This is a genomic window from Streptomyces sp. NPDC002054, assembly GCF_040296685.1.
Lineage (GTDB): Bacteria > Actinomycetota > Actinomycetes > Streptomycetales > Streptomycetaceae > Streptomyces.
On record NZ_JBEOXT010000002.1, the window covers coordinates 158,133 to 180,770 of the forward strand.

The 22,638-nt window shown below is 72.6% G+C and carries 18 protein-coding genes and 1 pseudogene; 12 read left to right on the top strand and 7 right to left on the bottom strand.

Going from position 1 to position 22,638, the window contains the following annotated elements:
• Positions 1 to 49 precede the first annotated feature (49 nt).
• Positions 50 to 646 (top strand): annotated as a pseudogene (locus tag ABT123_RS02375) (TetR/AcrR family transcriptional regulator); the annotation flags it as partial.
• Positions 647 to 652: 6 nt separating this feature from the next.
• Here the strand turns inward: ABT123_RS02375 and ABT123_RS02380 are convergent.
• Complete coding sequence (locus tag ABT123_RS02380; protein ID WP_351308544.1) at positions 653 to 1,165, bottom strand: universal stress protein; 513 nt, start codon at positions 1,163 to 1,165, stop codon at positions 653 to 655.
• Between the two features lie 304 nt (positions 1,166 to 1,469).
• Here ABT123_RS02380 and ABT123_RS02385 point away from each other — a divergent pair, with 304 nt between their 5' ends.
• Together ABT123_RS02385 and lysA are read left to right on the top strand one after the other, a co-directional pair.
• A complete protein-coding gene (locus ABT123_RS02385; protein WP_351308547.1) occupies positions 1,470 to 1,823 on the top strand; it encodes an SAV_915 family protein in 354 nt (117 codons plus the stop codon).
• Positions 1,820 to 3,154 (top strand): diaminopimelate decarboxylase, encoded by a 1,335-nt coding sequence (gene lysA, locus ABT123_RS02390; RefSeq protein WP_351308550.1) that lies wholly within the window; start codon positions 1,820 to 1,822, stop codon positions 3,152 to 3,154. Before ABT123_RS02385 ends, lysA begins: the two co-directional genes overlap by 4 nt.
• Positions 3,155 to 3,187: 33 nt before the next feature.
• Here the strand turns inward: lysA and ABT123_RS02395 are convergent, their stop codons facing one another.
• Positions 3,188 to 5,116, bottom strand: coding sequence for an APC family permease (locus ABT123_RS02395; protein WP_351308553.1), 1,929 nt, complete (start codon positions 5,114 to 5,116; stop codon positions 3,188 to 3,190).
• 145 nt (positions 5,117 to 5,261) lie between these two features.
• The gene (gene kdpB, locus ABT123_RS02400; RefSeq protein WP_502970835.1) at positions 5,262 to 7,412 is read right to left on the bottom strand and encodes a potassium-transporting ATPase subunit KdpB; all 2,151 of its coding nucleotides are present in this window, start codon (positions 7,410 to 7,412) and stop codon (positions 5,262 to 5,264) included.
• A 292-nt stretch (positions 7,413 to 7,704) separates the two neighbouring features.
• On the opposite strand from kdpB, the gene ABT123_RS02405 reads away from it, so the two are divergent.
• From ABT123_RS02405 to ABT123_RS36695, 5 genes are all read left to right on the top strand, one after another.
• Positions 7,705 to 8,454, top strand: coding sequence for a DUF4118 domain-containing protein (locus ABT123_RS02405; RefSeq protein WP_351308559.1), 750 nt, complete (start codon positions 7,705 to 7,707; stop codon positions 8,452 to 8,454).
• A 193-nt stretch (positions 8,455 to 8,647) separates the two neighbouring features.
• Positions 8,648 to 9,331 carry a response regulator gene (locus tag ABT123_RS02410; RefSeq protein WP_351308561.1) on the top strand — a complete coding sequence of 228 codons (684 nt, stop codon included), beginning with the start codon at positions 8,648 to 8,650 and terminating at the stop codon, positions 9,329 to 9,331.
• A 65-nt stretch (positions 9,332 to 9,396) separates the two neighbouring features.
• A complete protein-coding gene (locus tag ABT123_RS02415) occupies positions 9,397 to 11,940 on the top strand; it encodes a DUF4118 domain-containing protein (protein ID WP_351308564.1) in 2,544 nt (847 codons plus the stop codon).
• 637 nt (positions 11,941 to 12,577) lie between these two features.
• On the top strand, positions 12,578 to 13,387 hold the full coding sequence (locus ABT123_RS02420) for an SDR family NAD(P)-dependent oxidoreductase (protein ID WP_351308567.1): 810 nt from the start codon (positions 12,578 to 12,580) through the stop codon (positions 13,385 to 13,387).
• 14 nt (positions 13,388 to 13,401) lie between these two features.
• On the top strand, positions 13,402 to 13,479 hold the full coding sequence (locus ABT123_RS36695; protein WP_502970844.1) for a 50S ribosomal protein bL37: 78 nt from the start codon (positions 13,402 to 13,404) through the stop codon (positions 13,477 to 13,479).
• Positions 13,480 to 13,573: 94 nt separating this feature from the next.
• On the opposite strand, the gene ABT123_RS02425 is transcribed toward ABT123_RS36695, so the two are convergent.
• Positions 13,574 to 15,136 (bottom strand): Na+/H+ antiporter, encoded by a 1,563-nt coding sequence (locus ABT123_RS02425; protein ID WP_351308570.1) that lies wholly within the window; start codon positions 15,134 to 15,136, stop codon positions 13,574 to 13,576.
• Between the two features lie 210 nt (positions 15,137 to 15,346).
• On the opposite strand from ABT123_RS02425, the gene kdpF reads away from it, so the two are divergent.
• Genes kdpF through ABT123_RS02445 form a run of 4 tightly spaced genes read left to right on the top strand, consistent with a single transcriptional unit; the run spans position 15,347 to position 19,958 of the window.
• The gene (gene kdpF / locus ABT123_RS02430) at positions 15,347 to 15,436 is read left to right on the top strand and encodes a K(+)-transporting ATPase subunit F (RefSeq protein ID WP_351308572.1); all 90 of its coding nucleotides are present in this window, start codon (positions 15,347 to 15,349) and stop codon (positions 15,434 to 15,436) included.
• Between the two features lie 2 nt (positions 15,437 to 15,438).
• Positions 15,439 to 18,051, top strand: coding sequence for a sensor histidine kinase (locus ABT123_RS02435; RefSeq protein ID WP_351308575.1), 2,613 nt, complete (start codon positions 15,439 to 15,441; stop codon positions 18,049 to 18,051).
• Positions 18,048 to 18,593 carry an NAD-binding protein gene (locus ABT123_RS02440; RefSeq protein ID WP_351308578.1) on the top strand — a complete coding sequence of 182 codons (546 nt, stop codon included), beginning with the start codon at positions 18,048 to 18,050 and terminating at the stop codon, positions 18,591 to 18,593. Before ABT123_RS02435 ends, ABT123_RS02440 begins: the two co-directional genes overlap by 4 nt.
• An 18-nt stretch (positions 18,594 to 18,611) precedes the next feature.
• Positions 18,612 to 19,958, top strand: coding sequence for a potassium channel family protein (locus tag ABT123_RS02445; RefSeq protein WP_351308581.1), 1,347 nt, complete (start codon positions 18,612 to 18,614; stop codon positions 19,956 to 19,958).
• Positions 19,959 to 19,974: 16 nt separating this feature from the next.
• Here ABT123_RS02445 and ABT123_RS02450 read toward each other — a convergent pair whose 3' ends face one another.
• The 3 genes from ABT123_RS02450 to ABT123_RS02460 form a co-directional block, all read right to left on the bottom strand.
• Positions 19,975 to 20,646: an endonuclease gene (locus ABT123_RS02450; RefSeq protein WP_351308584.1), complete on the bottom strand. Its 672-nt coding sequence runs from the start codon at positions 20,644 to 20,646 to the stop codon at positions 19,975 to 19,977.
• A 78-nt stretch (positions 20,647 to 20,724) separates the two neighbouring features.
• Positions 20,725 to 21,669: a GNAT family N-acetyltransferase gene (locus tag ABT123_RS02455; RefSeq protein WP_351308587.1), complete on the bottom strand. Its 945-nt coding sequence runs from the start codon at positions 21,667 to 21,669 to the stop codon at positions 20,725 to 20,727.
• 112 nt (positions 21,670 to 21,781) lie between these two features.
• Positions 21,782 to 22,585, bottom strand: coding sequence for a LysR family substrate-binding domain-containing protein (locus tag ABT123_RS02460; protein ID WP_351308590.1), 804 nt, complete (start codon positions 22,583 to 22,585; stop codon positions 21,782 to 21,784).
• Between the last annotated feature and the right edge of the window lie 53 nt (positions 22,586 to 22,638).

Consider the following 22,638-nt stretch of genomic DNA (forward strand, 5'->3'; position numbering starts at 1 on the left):
GTCCGCGGCCGTCCGGCCGCGGACCGGAGCACCGGAGGGGACCACCCGTATGACCCGCATGCCGCTGGCCGAACGGCGCCGGCAGCTGACCGAGGCGGCCATCCGCGCCATGACCCGGGACGGGGTGCCGCGTACCACCACCCGGTCGATCGCCGCCGAGGCGGGCGTGTCGCTGAGCGTCTTCCACTACTGCTTCGACTCCAAGCAGGCCCTGCTGGAGTCCGTGATCTCGGCCATCACCGACCACTACGTGGGGGTGGTGCGGGAGGCGCTCCGGCCGCGCGGCACCCTGCGGGAGACCATCCGGGCCGGATTCGGGGCCTATTGGGACCATGTCCTGGCGCACCCGGGCGAGCACATGCTCACCTACGAGCTCACCCAGTACGCGCTGCGCACGCCGGGGTTCGAGCAGCTGGCCCGCCGGCAGCACGAGCGGTACACCGAGATCTACCGCGAGCTGATCGAGCAGCTGCGGGAGGACATGCCCCTCGAACTCCGGGTGCCCGCACCGGTGCTGGCCCGCTATCTGGCCGCCCTGACCGACGGGCTGACCCTGAACTTCCTGGTGCTGGGCCAGGACGGCCCGGGCGCAGCCGCCGCGGCGGACATCCTGGACCTGATCACCGATCAGGTGGCCGCACTGGTCGGCCGGTCAGGGGGACAGCTCCCGGGCGTCCAGGGGCAGCCGCCAGAGGTTGCGGCGGTGGACGGCGTCCAGCTCGGCCTGGAGTGGGGAGGGCGGGACCGTGAGGACCGGGCAGGCCGCGTGGGCGAGGCAGTAGCGGGCCACTGAGGGACGGACCAGCCGGCGCAGCGGGGCACGTGATCCGGTGCCCACGACCAGCAGGTCCTCGGGGTCGTCGGCCGTGTGCACCAGGGCCGCGCCCGGGGTGGCCCGTACCGTCAGGCCCTCCAGCGGGACGCCGGGGCGTTCGGAGCCGAAGGCGGCGTACAGGATCTCGCGCAGCCGGTCCACGGCCGCGGTCCGGCACTGGGACAGCGCCGAGACATTGCAGGAGCTGCGGCTCCCGAGCTCGCCGCCCGGAGCGGCCCAGGCCAGGACGGCGCACAGGGCGGCGTCGCGGGCCCGGGCCTCGGCGGCGGCCCGGTGCAGGGCCGCCAGGCTTCCCGGGGTTCCGCTCACTCCGACCACGATTCTCGACACCGCTGCCGTCCCCTTCCGTCTCGGTCCGTCTCGGTCTGGCGTTCCATGAAAAGGCCTGGGCGGCGGGCGGGGCACGGGTGCTGACGGCCTTCTGACGCCGGCGGTGCCAACCCTGACGGTTTCCTGATGCCGTCCGGGGTCCGCCGTCAGTGATCCGTATGGACTGGGCCCGTCGGCGTATGGGACCCGTCATGGGGTGGCTGAAGGGCCCGGTGTGCAGGGATAGCTTCGATGACGCGTCCCGGACTGCCTCCCCGCACCCGGGGCGCCCACACCGTTCGCGTGGTGCCTCGAGGAGGACCTCATGTGTCTGTTCCAGTACGCCGACGACCCCGAGCCTGAGGAACAGGGCCCGGCCGGACTTCTGTACGTGCCCGTCCGGCCGGGAACAGTGGGGGTGGTGCTCCGGATGTTCCGCACCCCACTGGGCGAGCGCACCGCCGTCGGATTCACCGAGCCCGAACTGCTGGGCACCACACTCGGTGCGGACCAGCGCTGGATCCGGCTCTCCGCACCGGCGCTCCGCACCATGGCCGAGGCACTGGGCGTCGGCCGGCTGACGATCGACCCGACCTTCTCGGCTCCCGCCGTCACCCCGGTGCCGGCGCTCCCGGCCGAGGTCCAGGTGCGGGCCGCGCAAGGGGGGATGCTTCCATGACCATTGCCGCTCTTTCCGAGGTCGCGGCCGGCCGGGACGACCTGTCCGTCTGGCCCGCCTCCACCACCCGGCTCCGGCACGGCGGACTGGCCGTCGGCGGGGTGTCCCTGACCGAGATCGCCGAGCGCTTCGACACCCCCGCCTACGTCCTGGACGAGGGCGAGGTGCGCACCCGCTGCCGGACCTACCGGGACGCCTTCCCCGAAGCCGATGTGCTGTACGCCGCCAAGGCGTTCCTGTCCCGCGCCATGGTGCGCTGGGTCGACGAGGAGGGCCTCGGCCTCGATGTGTGCTCGGCGGGCGAGCTCGAACTCGCCGTCACCGCGGGCTTCCTGCCCGAACGCATCACCCTGCACGGCAATGCGAAGTCGCCGCGCGACATCGGGACGGCCCTGCGGCTCGGGGTGGGCCGGATCGTCATCGACAGCCCGTCCGAGATCGCCCGGCTGGCCGCCGCGGTGGGGCCGGACGGGCGGCAGAAGGTGCTGGTCCGGGTGGTTCCCGGGATCTCGGCCGGCGGGCACGAGAAGATCCGTACCGGGACGGCCGACCAGAAGTTCGGCCTGTCCCTCACCGACGGCTCCGCGCAGCACGCCGTGGCCCGGATCCTCGGGCAGCCGCAGCTCGAACTGGCCGGCCTGCACTGCCACATCGGCTCGCAGATAGCCGAGGTCAAGCCGTACGTCGCCGCGCTGCGCCGGATGGTGGGGCTGATGGCCCGGATCCGCGACAGCCACGGGATCGTGCTGTCCGAGCTGGACATGGGCGGGGGCCACGGGATCGCCTACCGGCCCGGCGAGCCGGCCCTGGACCTCACCGCCCTCGCCCGCAGGCTCCGTACCGAACTCGTCGAGAGCTGCGCCGCGGCCGGTCTGGCCGTGCCCCGGCTGGCCATCGAACCGGGGCGGGCGGTCGTCGGACCGGCCGGGGTGGCCCTCTACCGGGTCCTGGCCGTCAAGCAGACCGGGGACCGGGTGTTCGTCGCGGTCGACGGCGGCATGAGCGACAACCCGCGGCCCGCCCTGTACGGGGTGCGCTACGCGCCGCGGCTCGTCGGCCGCAGCAGTACGGCACCGGACCGGACCGCCACGGTGGTCGGCCGGCACTGCGAGGCGGGCGACATCCTGGCCGCCGATGTGCAGCTGCCCGGGGACGTCCACCCCGGGGACCTGCTCGCCGTACCGGTGGCCGGGGCCTACCAGCTGTCCATGGCCTCCGGCTACAACCTCGTCGGCAGGCCCCCGGTCGTCGCCGTCCACGAGGGTACGGCCCGGCTGCTGGTCCGGCGCGAAACGCTGGAGGACATCCGGCACCGGGACATCGGCGGGTGACTCCCCCGCCTCACCCGCCTCACCCCGCCCGCCTCACCCCGCGTGGACGTGCGGGCGGCGGGCCCGGTCCGGTTCTGCGGAGCGGATGACCTCGCGGGTGACGGGGGCGACCTCCCCCTGCCCGAACAGGAAGAAGCGGAGGAAGTTGGCGAGGGGGTTGCCCTCGGTCCACTCGAAGTAGATGTGCGGTCGCTGGCCGGTGGCGTCGCGGACGTGCAGCAGCAGCGCGGCGAGGGCGTTGGGGACGGTGGAGCTCTCCAGCGTCAACACCCGGTAGCGGCCGTGCATCACTTCGCCCCGGACCCGCAGCCCGGACTCGAACTCCGACGGGTCCAGGACGGTGACCTCGACGAACATGACGTCGTCGCCGGCCGGGATGTCGTTGTCCGCGCGGATCTGCTCGACCTTGTCGCGGTACTCGGCCAGGTCCCGGTTGTCGGGCTCGTTCGCGATGAGGCGGATGGTGCGGTGCGCGGTGTCGCGGATGAAGCGCTCCGCCATGTCGTCGAACTCGACGTGGGTGACGCGGAGCTCGAACACGCGGGCCAGCCGGGACATCAGCGAGAGCGCCATGATGCCGGCGATGAAGCAGGCACCGATCTTCACGCCGTCGGGGCGTTCGGCGACATTGACCGCCGTGGTGTAGACGAACACCGCGGAGATGAACCCGAAGGCGTAGGTCCAGCCGCGCTCCCCGGCCCGGCGGGCGGCGATGGTCACGGCGACCGCGGCCGAGGTGATCAGGACGAGGACACCGGTGGCGTACGCACCGCCCTGGGCGTCGACATCGGCGTTGAAGATCCAGGTCACCAGGAAGGCGATGAGGGTGAACACGATGACCATCGGTCGCAGCGCCCGGGCCCACTGCGGGGCCATGCCGTAGCGGGGCAGGTAGCGCGGCATGAGGTTCAGCAGGCCGGCCATCGCCGAGGAGCCCGCGAACCACAGGATCAGGATCGTGGAGATGTCGTAGACGGTGCCGAAGGCCGGGCCGATGTATTCGTGCGCCAGATAGGCGAGGGCGCGGCCGTTGGCCTCCCCGCCGGACTTGAACTCCTGCGGCGGGATCAGCAGGGTGGTGATGAAGCTGGAGCTGATCAGGAAGACGCTCATGATGAGGGCGGCCGTGGTCAGCAGCTTCTTCGTCCCGTGGATCCGGCCGGCCGGGTTCTCCTCGGTGTCCCCGGGGTTGCCCTGCACATGCGGCATGACGGCCACGCCCGTCTCGAACCCGGAGAGGCCGAGGGCGAGCTTGGGGAAGACCACCAGGGCGATGGCGATCATCATGAACGGGTTGCCGTGCTCGGCGGTCAGGGCCTCGGTCCAGTCGGTCACCACGGTCGGATGGGTGGCGACCTGCCAGATGCCGACGGCCACGACCACGGCGTTCAGGGCCAGATAGACGACGACCAGGACCACGGCCACGCCGATGGCCTCGCTGAAGCCCTTGAGGAAGACCGCACCGAGCAGGGCGATCATGATGAGGGTGATCAGCACCTCGTGGCCGTGCAGCGTACTGGTGAGGTGCGGGTTCTCCACCAGGTGCGCCGTGGCGTCGGCGGCCGACAGGGTGATGGTGATGAGGAAGTCGGTCGCCGCGAACCCCAGCAGGGTCAGGACGAACAGCTTGCCCTTCCAGAACGACAGCAGCCGTTCCAGCATCGCGATCGAGCCCTCGCCGCGCGGGCTCTCCTTGGCGACCCGCCGGTAGACGGGCAGCGCACCGAACAGGGTGAGCAGCACCAGCACGATGGTGGCGAGCGGCGACAACAGGCCGGCGGCGAGCGCGGCGATGCCGGGCTGGTAGCCGAGGGTGGAGAAGTAGTCGAGACCGGTCAGGCACATGACCCGGTACCACGGCCGGCCCTCGTGTGCTGCCTCCGCGTGCGGCTGCTTCGGGCGGTCGGTCGAGCCTTCCAGCAGCCACGCGCGGAAGCGCGTGGTGCGGGCAGGGGTGGCCATCGTGGGCGCTCCTGTCGTACGTGCATGGTTTCGGCCATCGATGCGACGGCTGAGCCAGAGTACGCAGCACGATCATTTATGCACGGGAGCAGGTCAATCCTGACGTGTCCTTAACGCGAAGGGAGGACGTCGGCGGCCCGGCGCCTCAGCCGAGGCCGGGGATCGCCGAGACCGCGAGGTCGATGAGCTTGATGCCGACGAAGGGCAGGATGAGTCCGCCGAGGCCGTACCGGGTGAGGTTGCGGCGCAGCAGGTCGTGGGCCGAGGCGGGGGTGTAGCGGACTCCGCGCAGGGCGAGCGGGATCAGCGCGATGATGATCAGCGCGTTGAAGATGATCGCGGAGGTGATGGCCGAGGTGGGGCTGTGCAGGCCCATGATGTTGAGCGCCTCGAGGCCGGGGTAGGCCGCGGTGAACATGGCCGGGATGATCGCGAAGTACTTCGCGACGTCGTTGGTGATGGAGAAGGTGGTCAGGGCGCCGCGGGTGATCAGGAGCTGCTTGCCGATCTCGACGATCTCGATGAGCTTGGTGGGGTTGGAGTCCAGGTCCACCATGTTCCCGGCCTCCTTGGCGGCCGAGGTTCCGGTGTTCATCGCCACGCCGACATCGGCCTGGGCGAGGGCGGGGGCGTCGTTGGTGCCGTCGCCGGTCATGGCGACCAGCTTGCCGCCCGCTTGCTCCCGCTTGATCAGCGCCATCTTGTCCTCGGGCGTGGCCTGGGCGAGGTATTCGTCGACTCCGGCCTCGGCAGCGATGGCCCGCGCGGTCAGTTCGTTGTCGCCGGTCACCATCACCGTGCGGATGCCCATCCGGCGGAGTTCCTCGAAGCGCTCCCGCATCCCGTCCTTGACCACGTCCTTGAGGTGGATGATGCCGAGGATCCGGGGGCCGTCCCAGTCGTGCACGGCCACCAGCAGGGGCGTCCCGCCGGACGCGGACACCGACGCGGCCCAGGTGGAGGCTTCGGCGGGCACGGTCCCGCCGCGGAGCGCCACCCATTCGGCGACCTCGGCGACCGCGCCCTTGCGGATGGCGCAGCCGGCGCCGTTGTCCCAGCTGAGGTTGACGCCGCTCATCCGGGTGCGGGCGCTGAACTCGACGAAATGCGGGTTGCTCAGTTCGCCCTCGGCCGGCGGCTGGAGGCCGTGCCGGCGGGCGAGGGCCACCACGGACCGGCCCTCGGGGGTTTCGTCGGCGAGCGAGGACAGCTGGGCGGCGTCCGCCAGCTTGATCAGGTCGATGCCGGGGAGCGGGACGAAGGCCGCCGCCTCGCGGTTGCCGTGGGTGATGGTGCCGGTCTTGTCGAGGAGCAGGGTGTTGATGTCGCCGGCGGCCTCGACGGCCCGGCCGCTCATCGCGAGGACGTTGCGCTGGACGAGGCGGTCCATGCCGGCGATGCCGATGGCGGAGAGCAGCGCGCCGATGGTGGTCGGGATGAGGGTGACGAGGAGGGCGACGAGGACGGTGGTGGACTGGGCGGCCTTCGCATAGCCGGCCATCGGCTGGAGGCTGACCACGACCAGGACGAAGACCACCGTCAGGGCGGCCAGCAGGATGTTGAGGGCGATCTCGTTCGGGGTCTTCTGCCGGGACGCGCCCTCCACCAGGGCGATCATCCGGTCGATGAAGGAGTGTCCGGGGCGCGAGGTGACGCGTACGACGATCCGGTCGGACAGCACCGTCGTGCCGCCGGTGACACCGCTGCGGTCGCCGCCCGACTCGCGCAGGACGGGGGCCGATTCGCCGGTGACGGCCGACTCGTCCACCATGGCGGCACCGTCCACCACGTCGCCGTCGGCCGGGATCAGCTCGCCGGCCTCGACCAGGACGAAGTCGAAGGGCTGCAGCTCGGCCGGGGTGACCGCCTCGGTCTCGGCCGCGTGCAGGTTGGTGCCGTAGGTCCAGTGCGACAGGCGCAGCGCGACCGTGTCGGTCCGGGCCCGGCGCAGGGATTCGGCCTGGGCCCGGCCACGGCCTTCGGCGACGGCCTCCGCGAAGTTGGCGAAGAGCACGGTCAGCCACAGCCAGATGCTGATCACCCAGGTGAACACGGACGGGTGGATGAGCGCGGAGAGGGTGGTGAGCGCGGACCCCACGGCGACGACGAAGAGCACCGGCTTCCTGATGAGCTCCCGCGGGTGGAGCTTGCGCACCGCATCCCGGGCGGAGGTCGCGAGCCGTTCCGGTTCCAGCATGTTCGCCGGTCCCGGGCGTTTGCGCGAGGGCCGGGGGCCCGGTATCCGCGGAGGGGTCTCGGGACCCGGTGAGACGTGCTGCGCGGCGGCGGGAGACATGAGGAGCCTTCTGTTGAGTTTGTGGATGCCGGTTCGTGGCGGCCGATTCATGGGCCGGGGCGCCGCCGAGGACGCGTCTGCATGGACCCCCTCGGCCGTCATGCGACTGGTACGGCCCCCGGCGGCACACCAGGGAGGAAGCTACTGCCCGATCTTGGAATGCCGCCCGTGCTTCCGGGGGTAATTGGCAGCTTCTTGACGGCTCCGCTCGGGATGCGTCAAGCCGCCGTCAGGGATGCGTCAGGAGCATCCGCGGTGGCGCGCGGAGGGCGTCAAGAGCAGAGTGGGATACATGTCCGGGTACCGGATCCGCGACCTCGTCGTCCTGGTCGCGGCCCTCGTCGTCCCCTTCCTGGTGGCCCTCGCGCTCGTGCCGTTCCGTGCAGATCTGTCCTCGACGAACGAGGCGCTGATCCTGGTGGTGGCAGTGGTGGCGGTGGGCGCCGCCGGCACCCGCGCGGCCGGGGTTGTCGCTGCGCTCTCGGCAGCGGCCTGGTTCGACTTCTTCCTCACCCGGCCCTACGGGCAGTTCACCATCAGTGACGGCGCCGATATCGAGACGGCGGTCCTGCTGCTGATCGTCGGGCTGGTGGTCGGCCAGCTGGCGGTGCGGACCCGGCGGCTGGAGGTGGCGACGGTCACCGACGCCGGCCATCTCGCCCGCCTGGAGGAGACCTCCCGGCTGGCCGAGGACGGCCCGCCGGAGGAAGTGGTCGAGCATGTGCGGCGGGAGCTCATCGGGCTGCTGGAGCTGCGCGGCTGCCGCTTCGAGTACGGCACCCTGCTCGGGCACCTGCCCCGCCTGGAACACGACGGCAGCCTCTGGCTCCGCCTCGGGGACCGGATCACGGAGTACGCCGAGTGGCCCGAGGGCGAGACCGAGCTGCGCGTGATCGGCGGCGGGCACTACTACGGCCGCTATCTGCTCGACCCCCGTCCGGGCCCCTTGCCGCCGGAGCAGGCCCGCCTCGTCGCGGTCGCGCTGGCCGGCCAGGCGGGGAGTGCCCTGAGCAGCAGCGCAGGGCTGGACCGGCAGGGCTGATCCGGCAGGGCTGATCCGCGTAAAGGCGCCGTTAAGGCTTGCTGCGCACGCGTAAGGGCTGCGTCAAGAACGCTTAACGCCACGCCGGGGATGCGGTTGGCTGTCCCCGGCCTGTAGGCCGCGTCCCGCTTCCCGTCTGATCGTGCCGCCGGACCTCTTGCCGTCCCGCAACGAAGGAAAGGCTGCCCGCCCCATGACCCGGGTGCTCGTGGTGGAGGACGATCCCCAGCTCGTCCGCGCACTCAAGATCAACCTTCAGGCCCGCCGGTTCGAGGTCGAGGAGGCTTCTACCGGCGGTACGGCACTCCGGATCGCCGCCGCCCGCAAGCCCGACGTGATCATCCTCGACCTGGGGCTGCCCGACATGGACGGCCTCGAGGTCATCCGCGGGGTCCGCGACTGGAGCCGGGTCCCGATCCTGGTGCTGTCCGCCCGCCACACCTCCGAGGACAAGATCCGCGCCCTGGACGCCGGCGCCGACGACTACGTCACCAAGCCGTTCAGCATGGACGAGCTCCTCGCCCGGCTGCGGGCGGCCACCCGCAGGCAGCAGGCTCCCGAGGGCCGGTCGGAGGACGCGGTGGTCACCACCGAGGGCTTCACCGTGGACCTGGCGGCGAAGAAGGTGCTGCGGGGCGAGCGAAGCGTACGGCTCACGCCCACCGAGTGGCACCTGCTGGAACTCCTGATCTCCCACCCCGGCCGGCTGATGACCCAGCGCCGGCTGCTGCTCGAAATCTGGGGCCCGACCGCCGGCGACAGCACCAATTACCTGCGGGTCTACATGGCCCAGCTGCGGCGCAAACTGGAGGCGGACCCCTCCCACCCCCGCTATCTGATCACCGAACCCGGTATGGGGTACCGGTTCGAACCGTGACCGGCCGCCGGGGGGGGCGGCAACCGGCACACACACCTGTCACCACACACGAGAAGTCGGCACCAATGGGACGCGGAAAGCTCCGGATCTACCTCGGCGCGGCGCCGGGCGTGGGCAAGACCTACTCGATGCTCTCCGAGGGGCACCGCCGGCTCGAACGGGGCACCGACGTCGTCGTCGGCTTCGTCGAGCACCACGGCCGGCCGCGCACCGAGGTGATGCTGCACGGCCTCGAGCTCGTCGAGCGGCGGGATCTGGAGTACCGCGAGAGCAGCTTCACCGAGATGGACGTGGACGCGCTGCTGCGGCGGCGGCCGGCCGTGGCCCTGGTGGACGAGCTGGCCCACACCAACATCCCCGGCTCCCGCAACGCCAAACGCTGGCAGGACATCGAGGAACTCCTCCAGGCCGGCATCGACGTGGTCTCCACCGTCAACATCCAGCACCTGGAATCCCTCGGCGACGTGGTCGAGTCGATAACGGGAGTGCGCCAGCGCGAGACGGTGCCGGACGAGGTGGTCCGGCGGGCCGACCAGATCGAGCTGGTCGACATGTCCCCGCAGGCCCTGCGCCGCCGGATGGCCCACGGCAACATCTACAAACCCGACCGGGTCGACGCCGCCCTGTCCAACTACTTCCGCCCCGGCAACCTCACCGCCCTGCGCGAACTCGCCCTGCTGTGGACCGCCGACCGGGTCGACGAATACCTCCGCGAATACCGCGGCGAGCACAACATCCGCACCACCTGGCAGGCCCGCGAACGCATCGTCGTCGGCCTGACCGGCGGCCCCGAAGGCCGCACCCTCATCCGGCGCGCCGCCCGCCTGGCCGAGAAGGGCGCCGGCGGGGAACTCCTGGCCGTCTACATCTCCCGCAGCGACGGCCTCTCCTCCGCCTCCCCCAAGGAACTCGCCGTCCAGCGCACCCTCGTCGAGGACTTGGGCGGCAGCTTCCACCACGTCATCGGCGACGACGTGCCCAACGCCCTGCTGGACTTCGCCCGCGGGGTCAACGCCACCCAGATCGTGCTCGGCGTCAGCCGCAGGCGTTCCTGGCAGTACGTCCTCGGGCCCGGCGTTAGTGCCACCGTGGCCCGCGAGTCCGGGCCCGATATCGACGTCCACATCGTCACCCACGACGAGGCGGCCAAGGGCCGCGGCCTGCCGGTGGCCCGCGGCGCCCGCCTGGGCCGTTCCCGGATCATCTGGGGCTGGCTCACCGCGGTCGCCGGGCCGGTTCTGCTGACCGTACTGCTGAGCCAGGTCCTGCCCGATCTCGGGCTCGCCAACGACATGCTGCTGTACCTCACCGTGACGGTGGCGGCGGCACTCCTCGGCGGGCTGCTGCCGGCGCTGGGCTCGGCGGCCATCGGCTCCCTGCTGCTGAACTACTACTTCACCCCGCCCCTGCACCAGCTCACGATTTCCGACCCCCGGAACATCGTCGCCATCTCGATCTTCGTCGGGGTGGCGGTGTCGGTGGCCTCCGTGGTGGATCTGGCCGCCCGGCGCACCCAGCAGGCCGCACGGCTACGCGCCGAATCCGAGGTGCTCTCCTTCCTCGCCGGCAGTGTGCTGCGCGGCGAGAACTCCCTCGACGCCCTGCTGGAACGGCTGCGCGAGACCTTCGCGATGCAGTCCGTGGCCCTGCTGGAACGCGAGAGCGAGGTCGAACCGTGGTCCGTCGCGGCCTCGGTCGGCACCGGCCCGGTCGGCCGGCCCGAGGACGCGGACGTGGACATGCCCATCGGCGACCATATGGCCCTGGCCCTGACCGGCCGCGTCCTGCCGGCCGAGGACCGCCGCGTGCTCGGCGCCTTCGCCGCCCAGGCCGCGGTGGTGCTGGACCGGCAGCGGCTGCTCGACGAGGCAGGCAGGGCGCGCGAGCTGGCCGAGGGCAACCGCATCCGGACCGCCCTGCTGGCCGCGGTCAGCCACGACCTGCGGACCCCGCTGGCCGGCATCAAGGCCTCCGTCAGCTCGCTCCGCTCCGACGACATCGCCTGGTCCGAGGCCGACCGGGCCGAGCTGCTCGAAGGGATCGAGGACGGGGCCGACCGGCTCTCCGCCCTGATCGGGAACCTGCTGGACATGTCCCGTCTCCAGACGGGCACCGTGACCCCGATGATCCGCGAGACCGACCTCGACGAGGTCGTCCCCATGGCGCTGGGCGGGGTTCCCGACGACAGCGTGGACCTCGACATCCCCGAGACCCTCCCCATGGTGGCCGTGGACCGGGGCCTGCTGGAGCGGGCCGTGGCCAACATCGTGGAGAACGCCGTCAAGTACAGCCCGGCGGGGCAGCCCGTGCATGTCTCGGCCAGTGCCCTGCGCGACCGGGTCGAACTCCGCGTCGTCGACCGCGGCCCCGGGGTCCCGGACGATGCCAAGGACCGCATCTTCGAACCCTTCCAGCGGTACGGGGACGCCCCGGGCGGGGCCGGGGTCGGTCTCGGACTCGCCGTGGCCCGCGGGTTCACCGAGGCGATCGGCGGCACCCTCGGCGCCGAGGACACCCCCGGCGGCGGCCTGACAATGGTCCTCACCCTGCCGACGGCGGGCGGTCTCCCGGCGGTGGCGGCGGAGCTGCCCACCTCGGCCGTCACCTGAGCAACCCGAGCACCGGCTGCATGCACAGGGGCCGCCCGCTCACAGCTTCCCCTTGCGCTGTGGAGCGGGCGGCCCCTGCTTCGTGCGAACGGCTTTTCGGTGCAGATGCGCTCGGGATCGCCCCCCACGGCCGTCCCCGACGCGCCTGTCCGGCGGTGTTCAGGTCACCGTCGTCCAGCCCACACACCACGGACCGTCTTCCGGTGCCGTCGCAAGATCAGTCTGCGTCATGTCCAGGGCCCCGGCGGCCCTTCTTGACGCTGCCTTTCCGCACTCTGCGGGTTTTTTGACGGTCTGATGACGACAAGCGTCAGAGGACCGTCAAAGCGGTGTCGAGAACTTGCCGCCGGGTTCCGGATGCGCTGGGATATGGGCATGAACAGCGGTCCGCGCTACGAAGACCGGCCACCGAATACGGTGCCGCCGGCAGCGCCTGCTGTCCGCACAGCCGCCTGACACCGGCTGCGCGTCGTCTCCGCGTATCTCCGCCCTCCCCCCGACCCGTGCTGACGGGTCGCGGCCGGGACTCGAGTACGCACACTTTCACCTTCCCCGCGTGACCTGGCCTCAGCCCACGCCTCCCTGCCCTGTGCCGGGGGGGGTGGGCAGGTCGGTCATGCCCATTGAGGAACCTCACATGTCTTCTTCTTCCCTGTCCGGACGCACCGTTCTCGTCACCGGCGCCACCTCCGGCATCGGCTACGAGACCGCCCGCCTGCTCGCCGAGGCCGGCGCCACCGTCCTCGTCCACGGCCGTACCGCCGCCGAGTCCCAGGCCGCGACCGACCGCCTGATCGCCACCGCCGGCGTCAGCAGCGCCCTGCTGCGCCCGCTGGCCGCCGACTTCGCCCACTTCGACGAGGTCGAGTCGATGGCCCAGACCGTCGTACGGGAGCACCCCCGCCTGGACGTGCTCGTCAACAACGCGGCCGTCGCCGCGCCCGAGCGCCACACCGTCACCCCCGACGGCAACGAGCTGTCCTTCCAGGTCAACTTCCTCGCCCACTACCTGCTCACCAACCTCCTCGAGCCGGCCCTGACCACCGACCCGGGCGGCCGGGTTGTCAACGTGTCCTCCTCCCTGCACCGCAGCGCCGCCATCCAGTGGAACGACCCCAACCGGACCCGCCGTTACTCGCGCCTCGCCGCGTACGCGCAGTCGCAGCTGGCCCTCACCGTGTTCGCCGCCGACCCGCGCGTCACGGCCGTCTCGGTCCACCCGGGCGTCTGCGACACCGGGCTGCTCTCCCTCTACGGCCACGAGGGCGGCTCCGCCGCCGAGGGCGCCGGGCACGTCGTCCGCCTCTGCGACCCGGCCACCGAGATCGTCAACGGCGCCTACTACGACCGCTCCGAGCGGGTCGCCCCGGCCGCCGCCGCCACCGAGGAGCGCACGGTCAAGCGCCTCAACAAGCTCGCCGACGTCCTCGTCGGCCACACCGCCTGAAGGAATACCCGTACATGTCCAAGCGCGCCCGCAAGAAGAGGTCCCGTCGCAAGAAGGCGGCCAACCACGGCAGCAGGGCCGGTCAGCGCTGAGCTGAGGCCTGAAGCCCACCCCGCGGGGCGGTCCTTAGGAACAGGACCGCCCCGCACCCATGTCCGGGGGCGGGGCGGGGCCGGGCCGGGGCCGTCAGGTGGCGAGGTCCAGGCGGGCCTCCTCCAGGTCCAGGGAGCGCTGGAGCAGCCGGCGGGTGGTGTCGCTGATGCGGTGGGCGTCGTAGAGCCGCTCCAGTTCGGCCGCCTCGACCCGGATCAGGTCGCGGCGCAGCAGCCGGTACACGTGATCGTCGGACTCGGCGGGGTCGGTCTCCTCCAGGCGGTCGCGGGCGTGCTCCATCCGGGCCTGCAGACTGCGCCGGAGCCGGTCCGCCACGGTGTCCGGTACAGCTTCCAGCTCGGCCATCTCGTCCAGCCGCCGGATGCCTGCCTCGGCCAGGCTGCAGCGGGCGGACGCCTCCTCGCGTGCGGTGTGGTCCGGTTCCAGGGCGATGCCGGACCGCCGGACCACTCCGGCCAGGGTGAAGCCCTGGGCGACCAGGGTCACCACGACCACCGAGGTGGTGAGCACGAGGACGAGCGGGCGCTGGCCGAGCAGGGTGCCGTCGTCCGCCGCGACCGGGATCGACAGGGCGGCGGCCAGCGGAACCACTCCGCGGGTGCCGGCCCAGGTGAGGACGGCGGGGACCCGCCAGGAGGGGCGCGCCCCCGAGCTCCGTTGCAGCAGCGCGGACAGCGGGAGCACCCACAGCAGGCGGATGGCGACCAGGGTGGCGGCCACTGCGAGGGCGTACAGCGGCCAGAGCCGGTCCGCGTCGGTCAGCGCGGCAACCTGGGCGGGCAGGGTCAGGCCGATCAGGCTGAACACCACGCTCTCCAGCAGGAAGACCAGGGTGCCGTTGACGGCGTGCAGTTGGAGCCGTATCCGGGCGGTGGTGAACGTGTCGGACAGGCCGCCGAGCACGACGCCGGCGACCACCACGGAGGTCACCCCGGAGGCGTGGACGGCCTCGGCGAGCACATAGGCGGCGTACGGGGTCACCAGGGCGATGACGGTCTCCAGGACCGGGTCCTCGGTTCTGCGGCGGAGCAGCGAGACCGTCCAGGCGACGGCTCCGCCGATCAGGGTGCCGCCGCCGGCGAGCAGGGCGAACTCGGTGCCGGCCTGTTGCCAGGAGACCCCGGAGGAGGCTGCGGCGACGATGACCGCGACCCGGAAGAGCACCAGCGAGGTCGCGTCGTTGAAGAGGCTCTCGGCCTGGACCAGGACCTGGACCTTGGGGGGCAGGGCGAGGCGCCGGCCGAGGGCGGTGACCGCCACCGGGTCGGTGCTGGCCAGGACGGCCCCGAGGACCAGGGCCATCTGCCAGGTCAGCGGGGTCAGCAGGGAGGCGACCGCGCCGACCGCCGCCGCCGAGGCGAGCACCAGGCCGACGGCGAGCACACCGACCGGCTTCCACACCAGGCGGAGCTCGCGCCAGGAGAGTTCCTCGGCGCTGGCATAGAGCAGCGGGGGCAGCACGACGAGGCCGATGACCTCGGGGCTGACGTGGATCTCGGGGGTGCCGGGGATCAGGGCGACGCCGAGGCCGACGACCACCAGCAGGGAGGGCGCGGGGATGCGCCAGCGGCGGGCGCCGGTGGCCACTGCCGTCGCCAGCACCACAAGGACCAGTACCGTACCCACGCTGCGCATTGCCGCCCCCACCGGATCGGACGCGGACCGGACGGCCCGCGACGCCGACCAGGCTTCCCGGCACACCGCCGTCACTCTATCGGGGGAGCGGGCGTCAACACAGCGTCAGAATCCCGTGCACAAAGCGCCAGAGGTGCATCAAGGGGCTTATCGGGACGCGCGTAGCGGAGTTTCCTTGGCAGGTAGGCCACACGGAGGTGTCAAGGGCGAGTGAGCACGGAAACTGTCGTAGGCGGCGTCATCGCGGCCTCGCTGGCCGGATATCTGGTTGTTGCCTGGCTTTTCCCCGAGAGGTTCTGATCATGGGGACGCCGGCACCGGCTGTCGCGGAAGCCCGGAGGGCGGCCCTGCGCGCCGGCCGGTTCAAGGTGTACCTGGGTGCGGCTCCGGGGGTCGGCAAGACCTACCGGATGCTCGACGAGGCCCAGCGGCGGGCCGGCCGCGGCGCGGCGGTGCTGGCCGGGCTGGTGGAGTGCCACCGGCGGCAGCACACCGAGGAGAAGCTCGCCGGTCTGGACGTACTGCCCCGGGCGGAGTGCGAGTACCGCGGGGGGCGCTATGCCGAGCTGGACGTGGCGGCCGTGCTGGCCCGCCGGCCGGATGTGGTGCTGATCGACGAGCTGGCGCACTCCAATGTGCCCGGTGGCGGCCGGCACCCCAAGCGGTGGCAGGACGTCGAGGACATCCTGGCGGCCGGGATCGATGTGATCGCCACGCTGAACATCCAGCACCTGGAGTCGCTCAGCGACGTGGTCGAGAAGATCACCGGGGTGCCGCAGCGGGAGACCGTCCCCGACGACTTCGTGCGCCGTGCCGACGAGATCGAGCTGGTCGACATCCCGCCGGAGGGGCTGCGCCGGCGGATGGCCCACGGCAACATCTACCCGCCGGAGCGGATCGACGCCTCGCTGGCGAACTTCTTCCGGCCCGGGAACCTCAACGCGCTGCGGGAGCTGGCCCTGTTGTGGGTGGCCGGGCGGGTGGAGGAGGCCCTGACGAAGTACCGTGCCGAGCACAACATCGGCGCGGTGTGGGAGACCCGGGAACGGGTGGTGGTGGCCCTCACCGGCGGGCCGGAGGGGCAGACCCTGATCCGCCGGGCCGCCCGGATCGCCGCCCGCTCGGCCGGCGGGGAGCTGCTCGCCGTCCATGTGACGCGCAGCGACGGACTGGCGTCCGGGGCCTCGCACGCGGCGCTGGCGGCCCAGCGGGTGCTGGTCGAGAACCTCGGGGGCAGCTACCACTCGGTCGTCGGCGACGAGGTGGCTTCGGCGCTGGTGGACTTCGCGACCGCGGAGAACGCCACCCAGCTGGTGCTCGGCACCAGCCGCCGGGGTCGGCTGGAACGTTTCATCGGGGGCCGGGGCATCGGCGAGACCGTGGTGTCCCTGTCCGGGAACATCGACGTCCACACCGTCACCCACGAACGGGCCGGCCACGGCCGGCTGCTGCCCTCCCGGCGGCGCACCCTGCCGGTCTCCCGGCTCATCGCGGGGCCGGTGGCGGGGCTGCTGCTGCCGATCCTGCTCACGGTGCTCCTCGACCGGACGCGCGGCACCCTCAACCTGACCGGCGAGGCCCTGCTGTTCCTCCTCGCCGTGGTCGCGGTGGCCTGCATCGGGGGCGTGATGTCGGCCCTGGTCGCCGCCGTCACCGCGGCACTGCTCCTCAACTACTGGTTCATACCGCCCATCGGGGCGTTCACGCTGAACGATCCGGACAGTGTGGTGGCGCTCGTCGTGTTCGCCGCGGTGGCCGCGATCGTGGCCGCGGTGGTGGACCGTTCGCTGCGGATGTCCCGGCGGGCGGCCCGGGCCACGGCCGAGGCGGAGACGATGTCCTCGCTGGCCGGCAGCATCGTCCGCGGCGACCACACGATTCCCGCCCTGCTGGAGCGGACCCGCGAGACCTTCGGCATGGACTCCGTCGAGCTGCTCCGGGAACCGGACGGTGACCGGCCGGACTCCGCGGCACCGGGGCACCGCCGCCGGACCGGGCCGGACTCCCCCCTGATCGTGACGGCGGGCCCGCGCGCCCGCCTGGCCCTGCACGGCCGTACGCTGCCGTCCTCCGAGCGCCGGGTGCTGGCCGCCTTCGCCGCGCACGTCGGCGCCGCGGTGGAGCGGGCGCAGCTGGCCGAGGCGGCGGCCGAGGTGGAACCCGTCAAGGCCGCGGACCGGCTGCGCACGGCGCTGCTCCGGGCGGTCAGCCACGATCTGCGGACCCCGCTCGCCGGATCGCTGGCGGCGGTGAGCTCGCTGCGCAGCCGGGAGGTCGTTTTCTCCGAGGAGGACCGGGAGGAGCTGCTGGCCTCCGCCGAGGCCTCGCTGCTGCGCCTGCACCGGCTGGTGGAGAACCTGCTGGACCTGAGCCGGCTGCAGGCCGGCGCGCTCACCCTCGCGCTGCGGGCCACCGCACTGGAGGAGGTGCTGCCGGGGGCACTGGACTCCCTGGAGCCGGCCGCTGCGGATGCGGGCGGGTCCGGGCCCACGCCCGGGATCGACGTACAGGATCTGGAGGCGGTGCCCGCGCTGTGGGTGGATCCGCCGCTGCTGGAGCGGGTGCTGGCCAATCTCGTCGGCAATGCCGTACGGCACTCCCCCGCGGGCCGGCCGGTGCTGGTGACGGCCAGCGCACTCGCCGGGCGGGTCGAGGTACGGATCATCGACCGCGGGCCGGGCATCACCCCGGCCGACCGCGAGCGGGTGTTCGAGCCCTTCCAGCGGCTCGGCGACCGGGACAACACGGCCGGCCCGGGCCTCGGGCTCGCCTTGGCCCGGGGGCTCACCGAGGCGATGGACGGCACCCTCACCCCCGAGGACACCCCGGGCGGCGGGCTGACCATGGTCCTGTCCCTGCCGGCCGCCGTCTACGCGGAGCAGGCTCCGGCGGCCCTGTCCTCCGACGCGGCATGACGGCGACCCTCCACCTCCGCCGGGAGCCCGGACAGCGGTCCGAGCACATGATCATCTGCGGTGACGACACGCTGGTGCACCGGCTCGCGCACGAGCTGGACGCCGTGTGCGGCGAGGCCGTCACGGTGGTCCTGCCCTCGCGGCGCGACGGGCACGCCGCCGACATCGCCGCGCTGCACCGCGATCCGCGCTCCCCCGTGGAGCTGCTGGTCTCGGCGCGGCCGGACGAGCAGACCCTCCGGGCCGCCGGTGTCGAACGGGCCGCCGCGCTCGCGCTCACCTACGCCGACGACCAGGTGAACATGACGGCGGCGCTGCTCGCCCGCAGCCTCAACCCGACCGTGCGGCTGGTCATCCGGATGTTCAACCGCGAGCGGGGCCGCCACCTGGAACGGCTGCTCGACCGGGCCGCGGCTGTCTACGCCCGGCACGAGGACCCCTGGATCGACGTGTCCACGACCGTCCTCTCCGACGCCGACACCGCCGTCCCCGAACTGGTCGCCGCCGCCGCGGTCGGCCACGGGCACTCGCTCCAGGTCTAGGGCAAGGTGTTCCGCAGCGTGGTCCGCCCCGCCGGTACGCCCCCGCACGCCACCGACCTGGCCACCCTGGCCGTGCTGTCCGGCGCCCACCTGGACGACCCGGGCAACGAGGACAGCGCCGAGACCCCCGGCGCCGACGGAACCCAGCTGCTGCCCGACACCGCCACCGCGTACCACCGGCAGTTCACGCACGGCCGGCTGATGCTCGAAGAGGTCACCCACCACCGGCTGCCGGAGGCCCCCGACCGGCGGCTGCGGTACCGGAGCTGGCTGCGGGACCGGCTGGGCCGGCTGCCGTGGAAGGTGTTCGTCTCCCGCGAGGTCACGGCCGTCTTCGGGGTGCTCGGTGCGGCGGTGGTGACGCTGGCCGCGGTGACCGCCCTGGTGGAGGACGGTCCGCTGTGGAGGTCCGTCTACCTGCCGTTACTCGACATCTTCACGATGGGCGACCCGGCCACCGAGGAGTCCACCGCCCGCCAGGTACTCCAGCTCGTCGCCGGGTTCGTCGGTCTGGCCATCCTTCCGCTGGTGGTCGCGGCCACCATGAACGCCACCCTGGCGTTCCGGGCCGCATCCGCGAACCACGCGCCGGAGCCCGGCCTGCGCGACCACATCGTGGTGGTCGGGCTCGGGAAGATCGGCACCCGGGTGCTGGCGCAGCTCGGCACCACCGACCACACCGTGGTGGCCATCGAACGGGACCCGCAGGCCCGGGGCGTCGCCCTCGCCCGGGAGCTCGGCGTGCACCTGCTGCTCGCGGACGCGGCCACGCCGGGGGTCCTGGACCTGGCCCGGATCGGCACCAGCCGGTCGCTGCTGGTCCTGACCCACGAGGACGGGCAGAACCTCGACATCGTGATGGCCGCCCGGGAGAGCAACCCCCGGGTCCGCGCGGTGATGCGGCTGTACGGGGACGATTTCGCCGCCACCGTCTCCCGTACGATGCGCGCCTGCTACCCGGAGGCGCTGACCCGCAGCCGCAGCGTCTCGGCGCTCGCGGCGCCGTCCTTCGCCGCCGCGATGATGGGCCGTCACGTGCTGGGCGTCATGCCCGTGGAACGCGGATCCCTGCTGTTCACCGTGGTCGACGTGGCCGGCCATCCGGAGCTGGAGGGGCACTCCGTGCACGAGGCGTTCAAGGAGCACGAGTGGCGGGTCCTGGCCGTGGGGCCGGCGATCGGCCGGCACTCGGCCTCGTCCACGGACACGCTCGACGGGCTCCGCACCGACCGGCCGGCCTTCGACTGGCGGCCCCCGCAGGGGTGGGTGCTGCGGGCCGACGACCGGGTGGTGCTGGCGACCACCCGGCGGGGCCTGGACATGCTGATGACGGGCGTCCAGCCGCACCCTGTGGAACGGCGGTAGGGGGCCGGCCTTCGGGTCAGCCGGCTCGGCGGAGGGCGGGTACGGCGTCGTCCTTGGCCAGTTCGACCCGTACCAGGGCGGCGGCCAGCCGGGGCAGGTCCTCGGCGGCGACCAGCTGCGCCAGCAGCTCGGGGGATTCCGGGAGCCCGAGGGCGCCGGCTGCGTGCCGGGCCCGGCCGTCGAAGGACGGGCGCAGCTCGGGCCACAGCCCCTGTGCCTCCCGGCAGAAGATGTCCGCGCCGACCGGGCCGATCCGGGGAACCTCCCGGAGCAGTCCGCGGATCCGGCCGGGATCCCCGCCGGCCTCCTCGCGCAGCCGCCGCAGGTCACCGCGGTGGCGGTCGAGGAGGAACGCGGCCCCGGCGCCCAGGGCGGTGGCCGTGCTCTCGTCGTAGCGGCGGTAGTGGGCGCGGCCGAGCGCGTCCACCCGGTCCTGCCAGGCGGAGCCGGCCATCGCCCGCGGGGTGCGCAGCCCGGCCGCGGAGAGCTCGCGGGCCGCGGCCACCGCGATGTCCGCCTGGATGGGGACGGCGAACAGCACGCAGAGGGTGAGCAGCCGGTACAGCGGGGCGGGGGTGTTCCGCAGCCGGATGCCCGCTTCCTCGGCGTGGGTGCGCCCGTACTCCGCCAGCAGGCGCCGTACGACCGCCCGCCGGGCGGGGCCACGCGCGCTGACCGTGGATGTCACGACCGTGCTCCCTGAGCGGATGCTTCCGCCTCCAGTGTGGGCGTGCCGGCGGGGCGGGGCCAGCCGCGGGCGGGGGCTTCAGAGCGGGCGGGCGAATTCCAGGCGGTCGGCGAGGTTCTCGTACCCCGCGCTGCGGAAGGCCTTGGCCATGGCCGTGTTGGCGGCGTCGCAGTCGCCGCGGATCTCGGTGGCGCCGTGCGCCGCAAGGATCCGGGTGCCGCGGACCACGGCCGAGGTGGCGTAGCCCTTGCCGCGGTGGGCGGGTGCGACGCCCACGAAGCCGATCACGGGGACGCTGGGGTTCTCGGCGGGCAGGCTGATCACGGCCGCGGTGCCGTCGGGGTCGTAGCCGAGCTCCCACCAGTCGGGGTCGTGCCGGAGTTCGGCGGTCTCCTCGAAGAGGAGTTCCGCCGCCCGGCGTGCGCCGTGCTGTCGGACGTCGGCGGCGAGGCGGGCGTCGGCGGTGTCGGCAAGGAGGTCCCGGAGGACCTCGACAAACGGCTCGGGGCCGAGCTCGGCGAGCGTACGGAAGGTCAGCCGGGGGTCGTCGGCGGGCAGCCCTGCAAGGCCTGACCCGGGAAGCAGGCGGCGGAACCGCCGCCCGTCGCGGATCACGCCGAATCCTGACTTCCGGAGCAGTTCGCCCCGGTGCTCGGGGTCGCGCTGGAACTGCGGGGCCTGGGCGGGCGAGTCGAGGACATGCTCCAGCTCGGTCGCGCCGAGCTCCGCGGCCCTGGCCGCGGCGGCGTCCAGCAGGGCGGTCCCGGTGTCGGGCGCGCCCGCGGGAGCCTCGAACAGCACGAGGGCGAGCGGCACCGCCTGGCCCGGGAGGGTCCACAGCACCACGCTGCCGACGGGCCGGCCGTCGGCGCCCTCGGCGACCAGACACCATTCGGGGCGGGTGCAGCCGCTGTCGAGGAGCTGGGTCAGATAGGCGCGGGTCGCGGTGTTGCGTTCGGTATCACCGGGGTGTTCGACCAGGGCGGGCAGTTCCTCGGGGCGGGCGGTGCGCACGGATGTCACAGAGGTCCTCGTCGATCCGGGGATGGGGGCGGTACGGCCCCGCGAACCTAACCCCCTCCGCCACGATCCGGCGCCACCCGGCCGACCCGGATGTCAGGTCGGGCCGCTCCCGCTACGCCCGGCCGCGGGGCTTTCCGCGGCGACCGCCGCCGCCTCCGCCCTTGCCCTTGCCGCCCTTGGGCGCGCCGGACCCGCCACGGGGGCTCTTGCCGGCCGTCTTGCCGCCGGGCTTGGCGGCCGTCTTGCCCGCGGGCTTCGCAGCCGTGGGCTTGCGCTTCGTCTGGGGCGGCGTCGGGGGGCGGCCCCGGGTGCTGTTCACGGTCCGCCCGCGGACGATCCCGATGAACTCCTCCACCAGGTCGGTGGTCTGCTCCTGCGGCCACGACAGGGCCACCCGCGACTCCGGAACCTCCGACACCGGCCGGTAGGTGAGGTCCTTGCGGTGGTGCAGGCGGGCCAGGGACTGGGGGACGACCAGGACCCCGATCCCGGCCGCCACCAGCTCGACGGCGTCCGCCGTGGTGGCGGGACGCTCGTACGCGGGGCGGCCCGGCGGGTTCTCCCAGCCGAGGGTGTCGAGGGTGTCGTCGAGGGGGTGCAGCACGATCTCGTCGGCGAGGTCCGCGACGGACACCTCCTCCACCGCCGCCACCAGGTGGTCCTTGGGGACCACGACCACGGTGGTCTCGGTGTAGAGGGGGATCGCGCTGAGGTCGTCCCGGTCGACCGGCATCCGGACGAATCCGGCATCGGCGCCACCGCTGCGCAGCAGGTCGAACGCGTCGGCCGCGGACACCTGGACGAGGGTCAGCGGGATGTCGGGCAGGCGCTCGTTCCAGATCCGCACCCATTTGGTGGGCGTCACTCCCGGGACATACGCGAGCCGGAACGAAGGGGATGTATCCGAGCCTGTCACTCCGCCAGGTTACCGGTCGTGGTCGGAGGTAGCGCACATGCTCGATACCCTTG

Bases quoted from the DNA above. Each gene is read 5' to 3' on its own strand.
- ABT123_RS02385 (WP_351308547.1), top strand. From the start codon at position 1,470: ATGTGTCTGTTCCAGTACGCCGACGACCCCGAGCCTGAGGAACAGGGC.
- lysA (WP_351308550.1), top strand. From the start codon at position 1,820: ATGACCATTGCCGCTCTTTCCGAGGTCGCGGCCGGCCGGGACGACCTG.
- ABT123_RS02395 (WP_351308553.1), bottom strand. From the start codon at position 5,116: ATGGCCACCCCTGCCCGCACCACGCGCTTCCGCGCGTGGCTGCTGGAA.
- kdpB (WP_502970835.1), bottom strand. From the start codon at position 7,412: ATGTCTCCCGCCGCCGCGCAGCACGTCTCACCGGGTCCCGAGACCCCT.
- ABT123_RS02405 (WP_351308559.1), top strand. From the start codon at position 7,705: ATGTCCGGGTACCGGATCCGCGACCTCGTCGTCCTGGTCGCGGCCCTC.
- ABT123_RS02410 (WP_351308561.1), top strand. From the start codon at position 8,648: ATGACCCGGGTGCTCGTGGTGGAGGACGATCCCCAGCTCGTCCGCGCA.
- ABT123_RS02415 (WP_351308564.1), top strand. From the start codon at position 9,397: ATGGGACGCGGAAAGCTCCGGATCTACCTCGGCGCGGCGCCGGGCGTG.
- ABT123_RS02420 (WP_351308567.1), top strand. From the start codon at position 12,578: ATGTCTTCTTCTTCCCTGTCCGGACGCACCGTTCTCGTCACCGGCGCC.
- ABT123_RS36695 (WP_502970844.1), top strand. From the start codon at position 13,402: ATGTCCAAGCGCGCCCGCAAGAAGAGGTCCCGTCGCAAGAAGGCGGCC.
- ABT123_RS02425 (WP_351308570.1), bottom strand. From the start codon at position 15,136: ATGCGCAGCGTGGGTACGGTACTGGTCCTTGTGGTGCTGGCGACGGCA.
- ABT123_RS02435 (WP_351308575.1), top strand. From the start codon at position 15,439: ATGGGGACGCCGGCACCGGCTGTCGCGGAAGCCCGGAGGGCGGCCCTG.
- ABT123_RS02440 (WP_351308578.1), top strand. From the start codon at position 18,048: ATGACGGCGACCCTCCACCTCCGCCGGGAGCCCGGACAGCGGTCCGAG.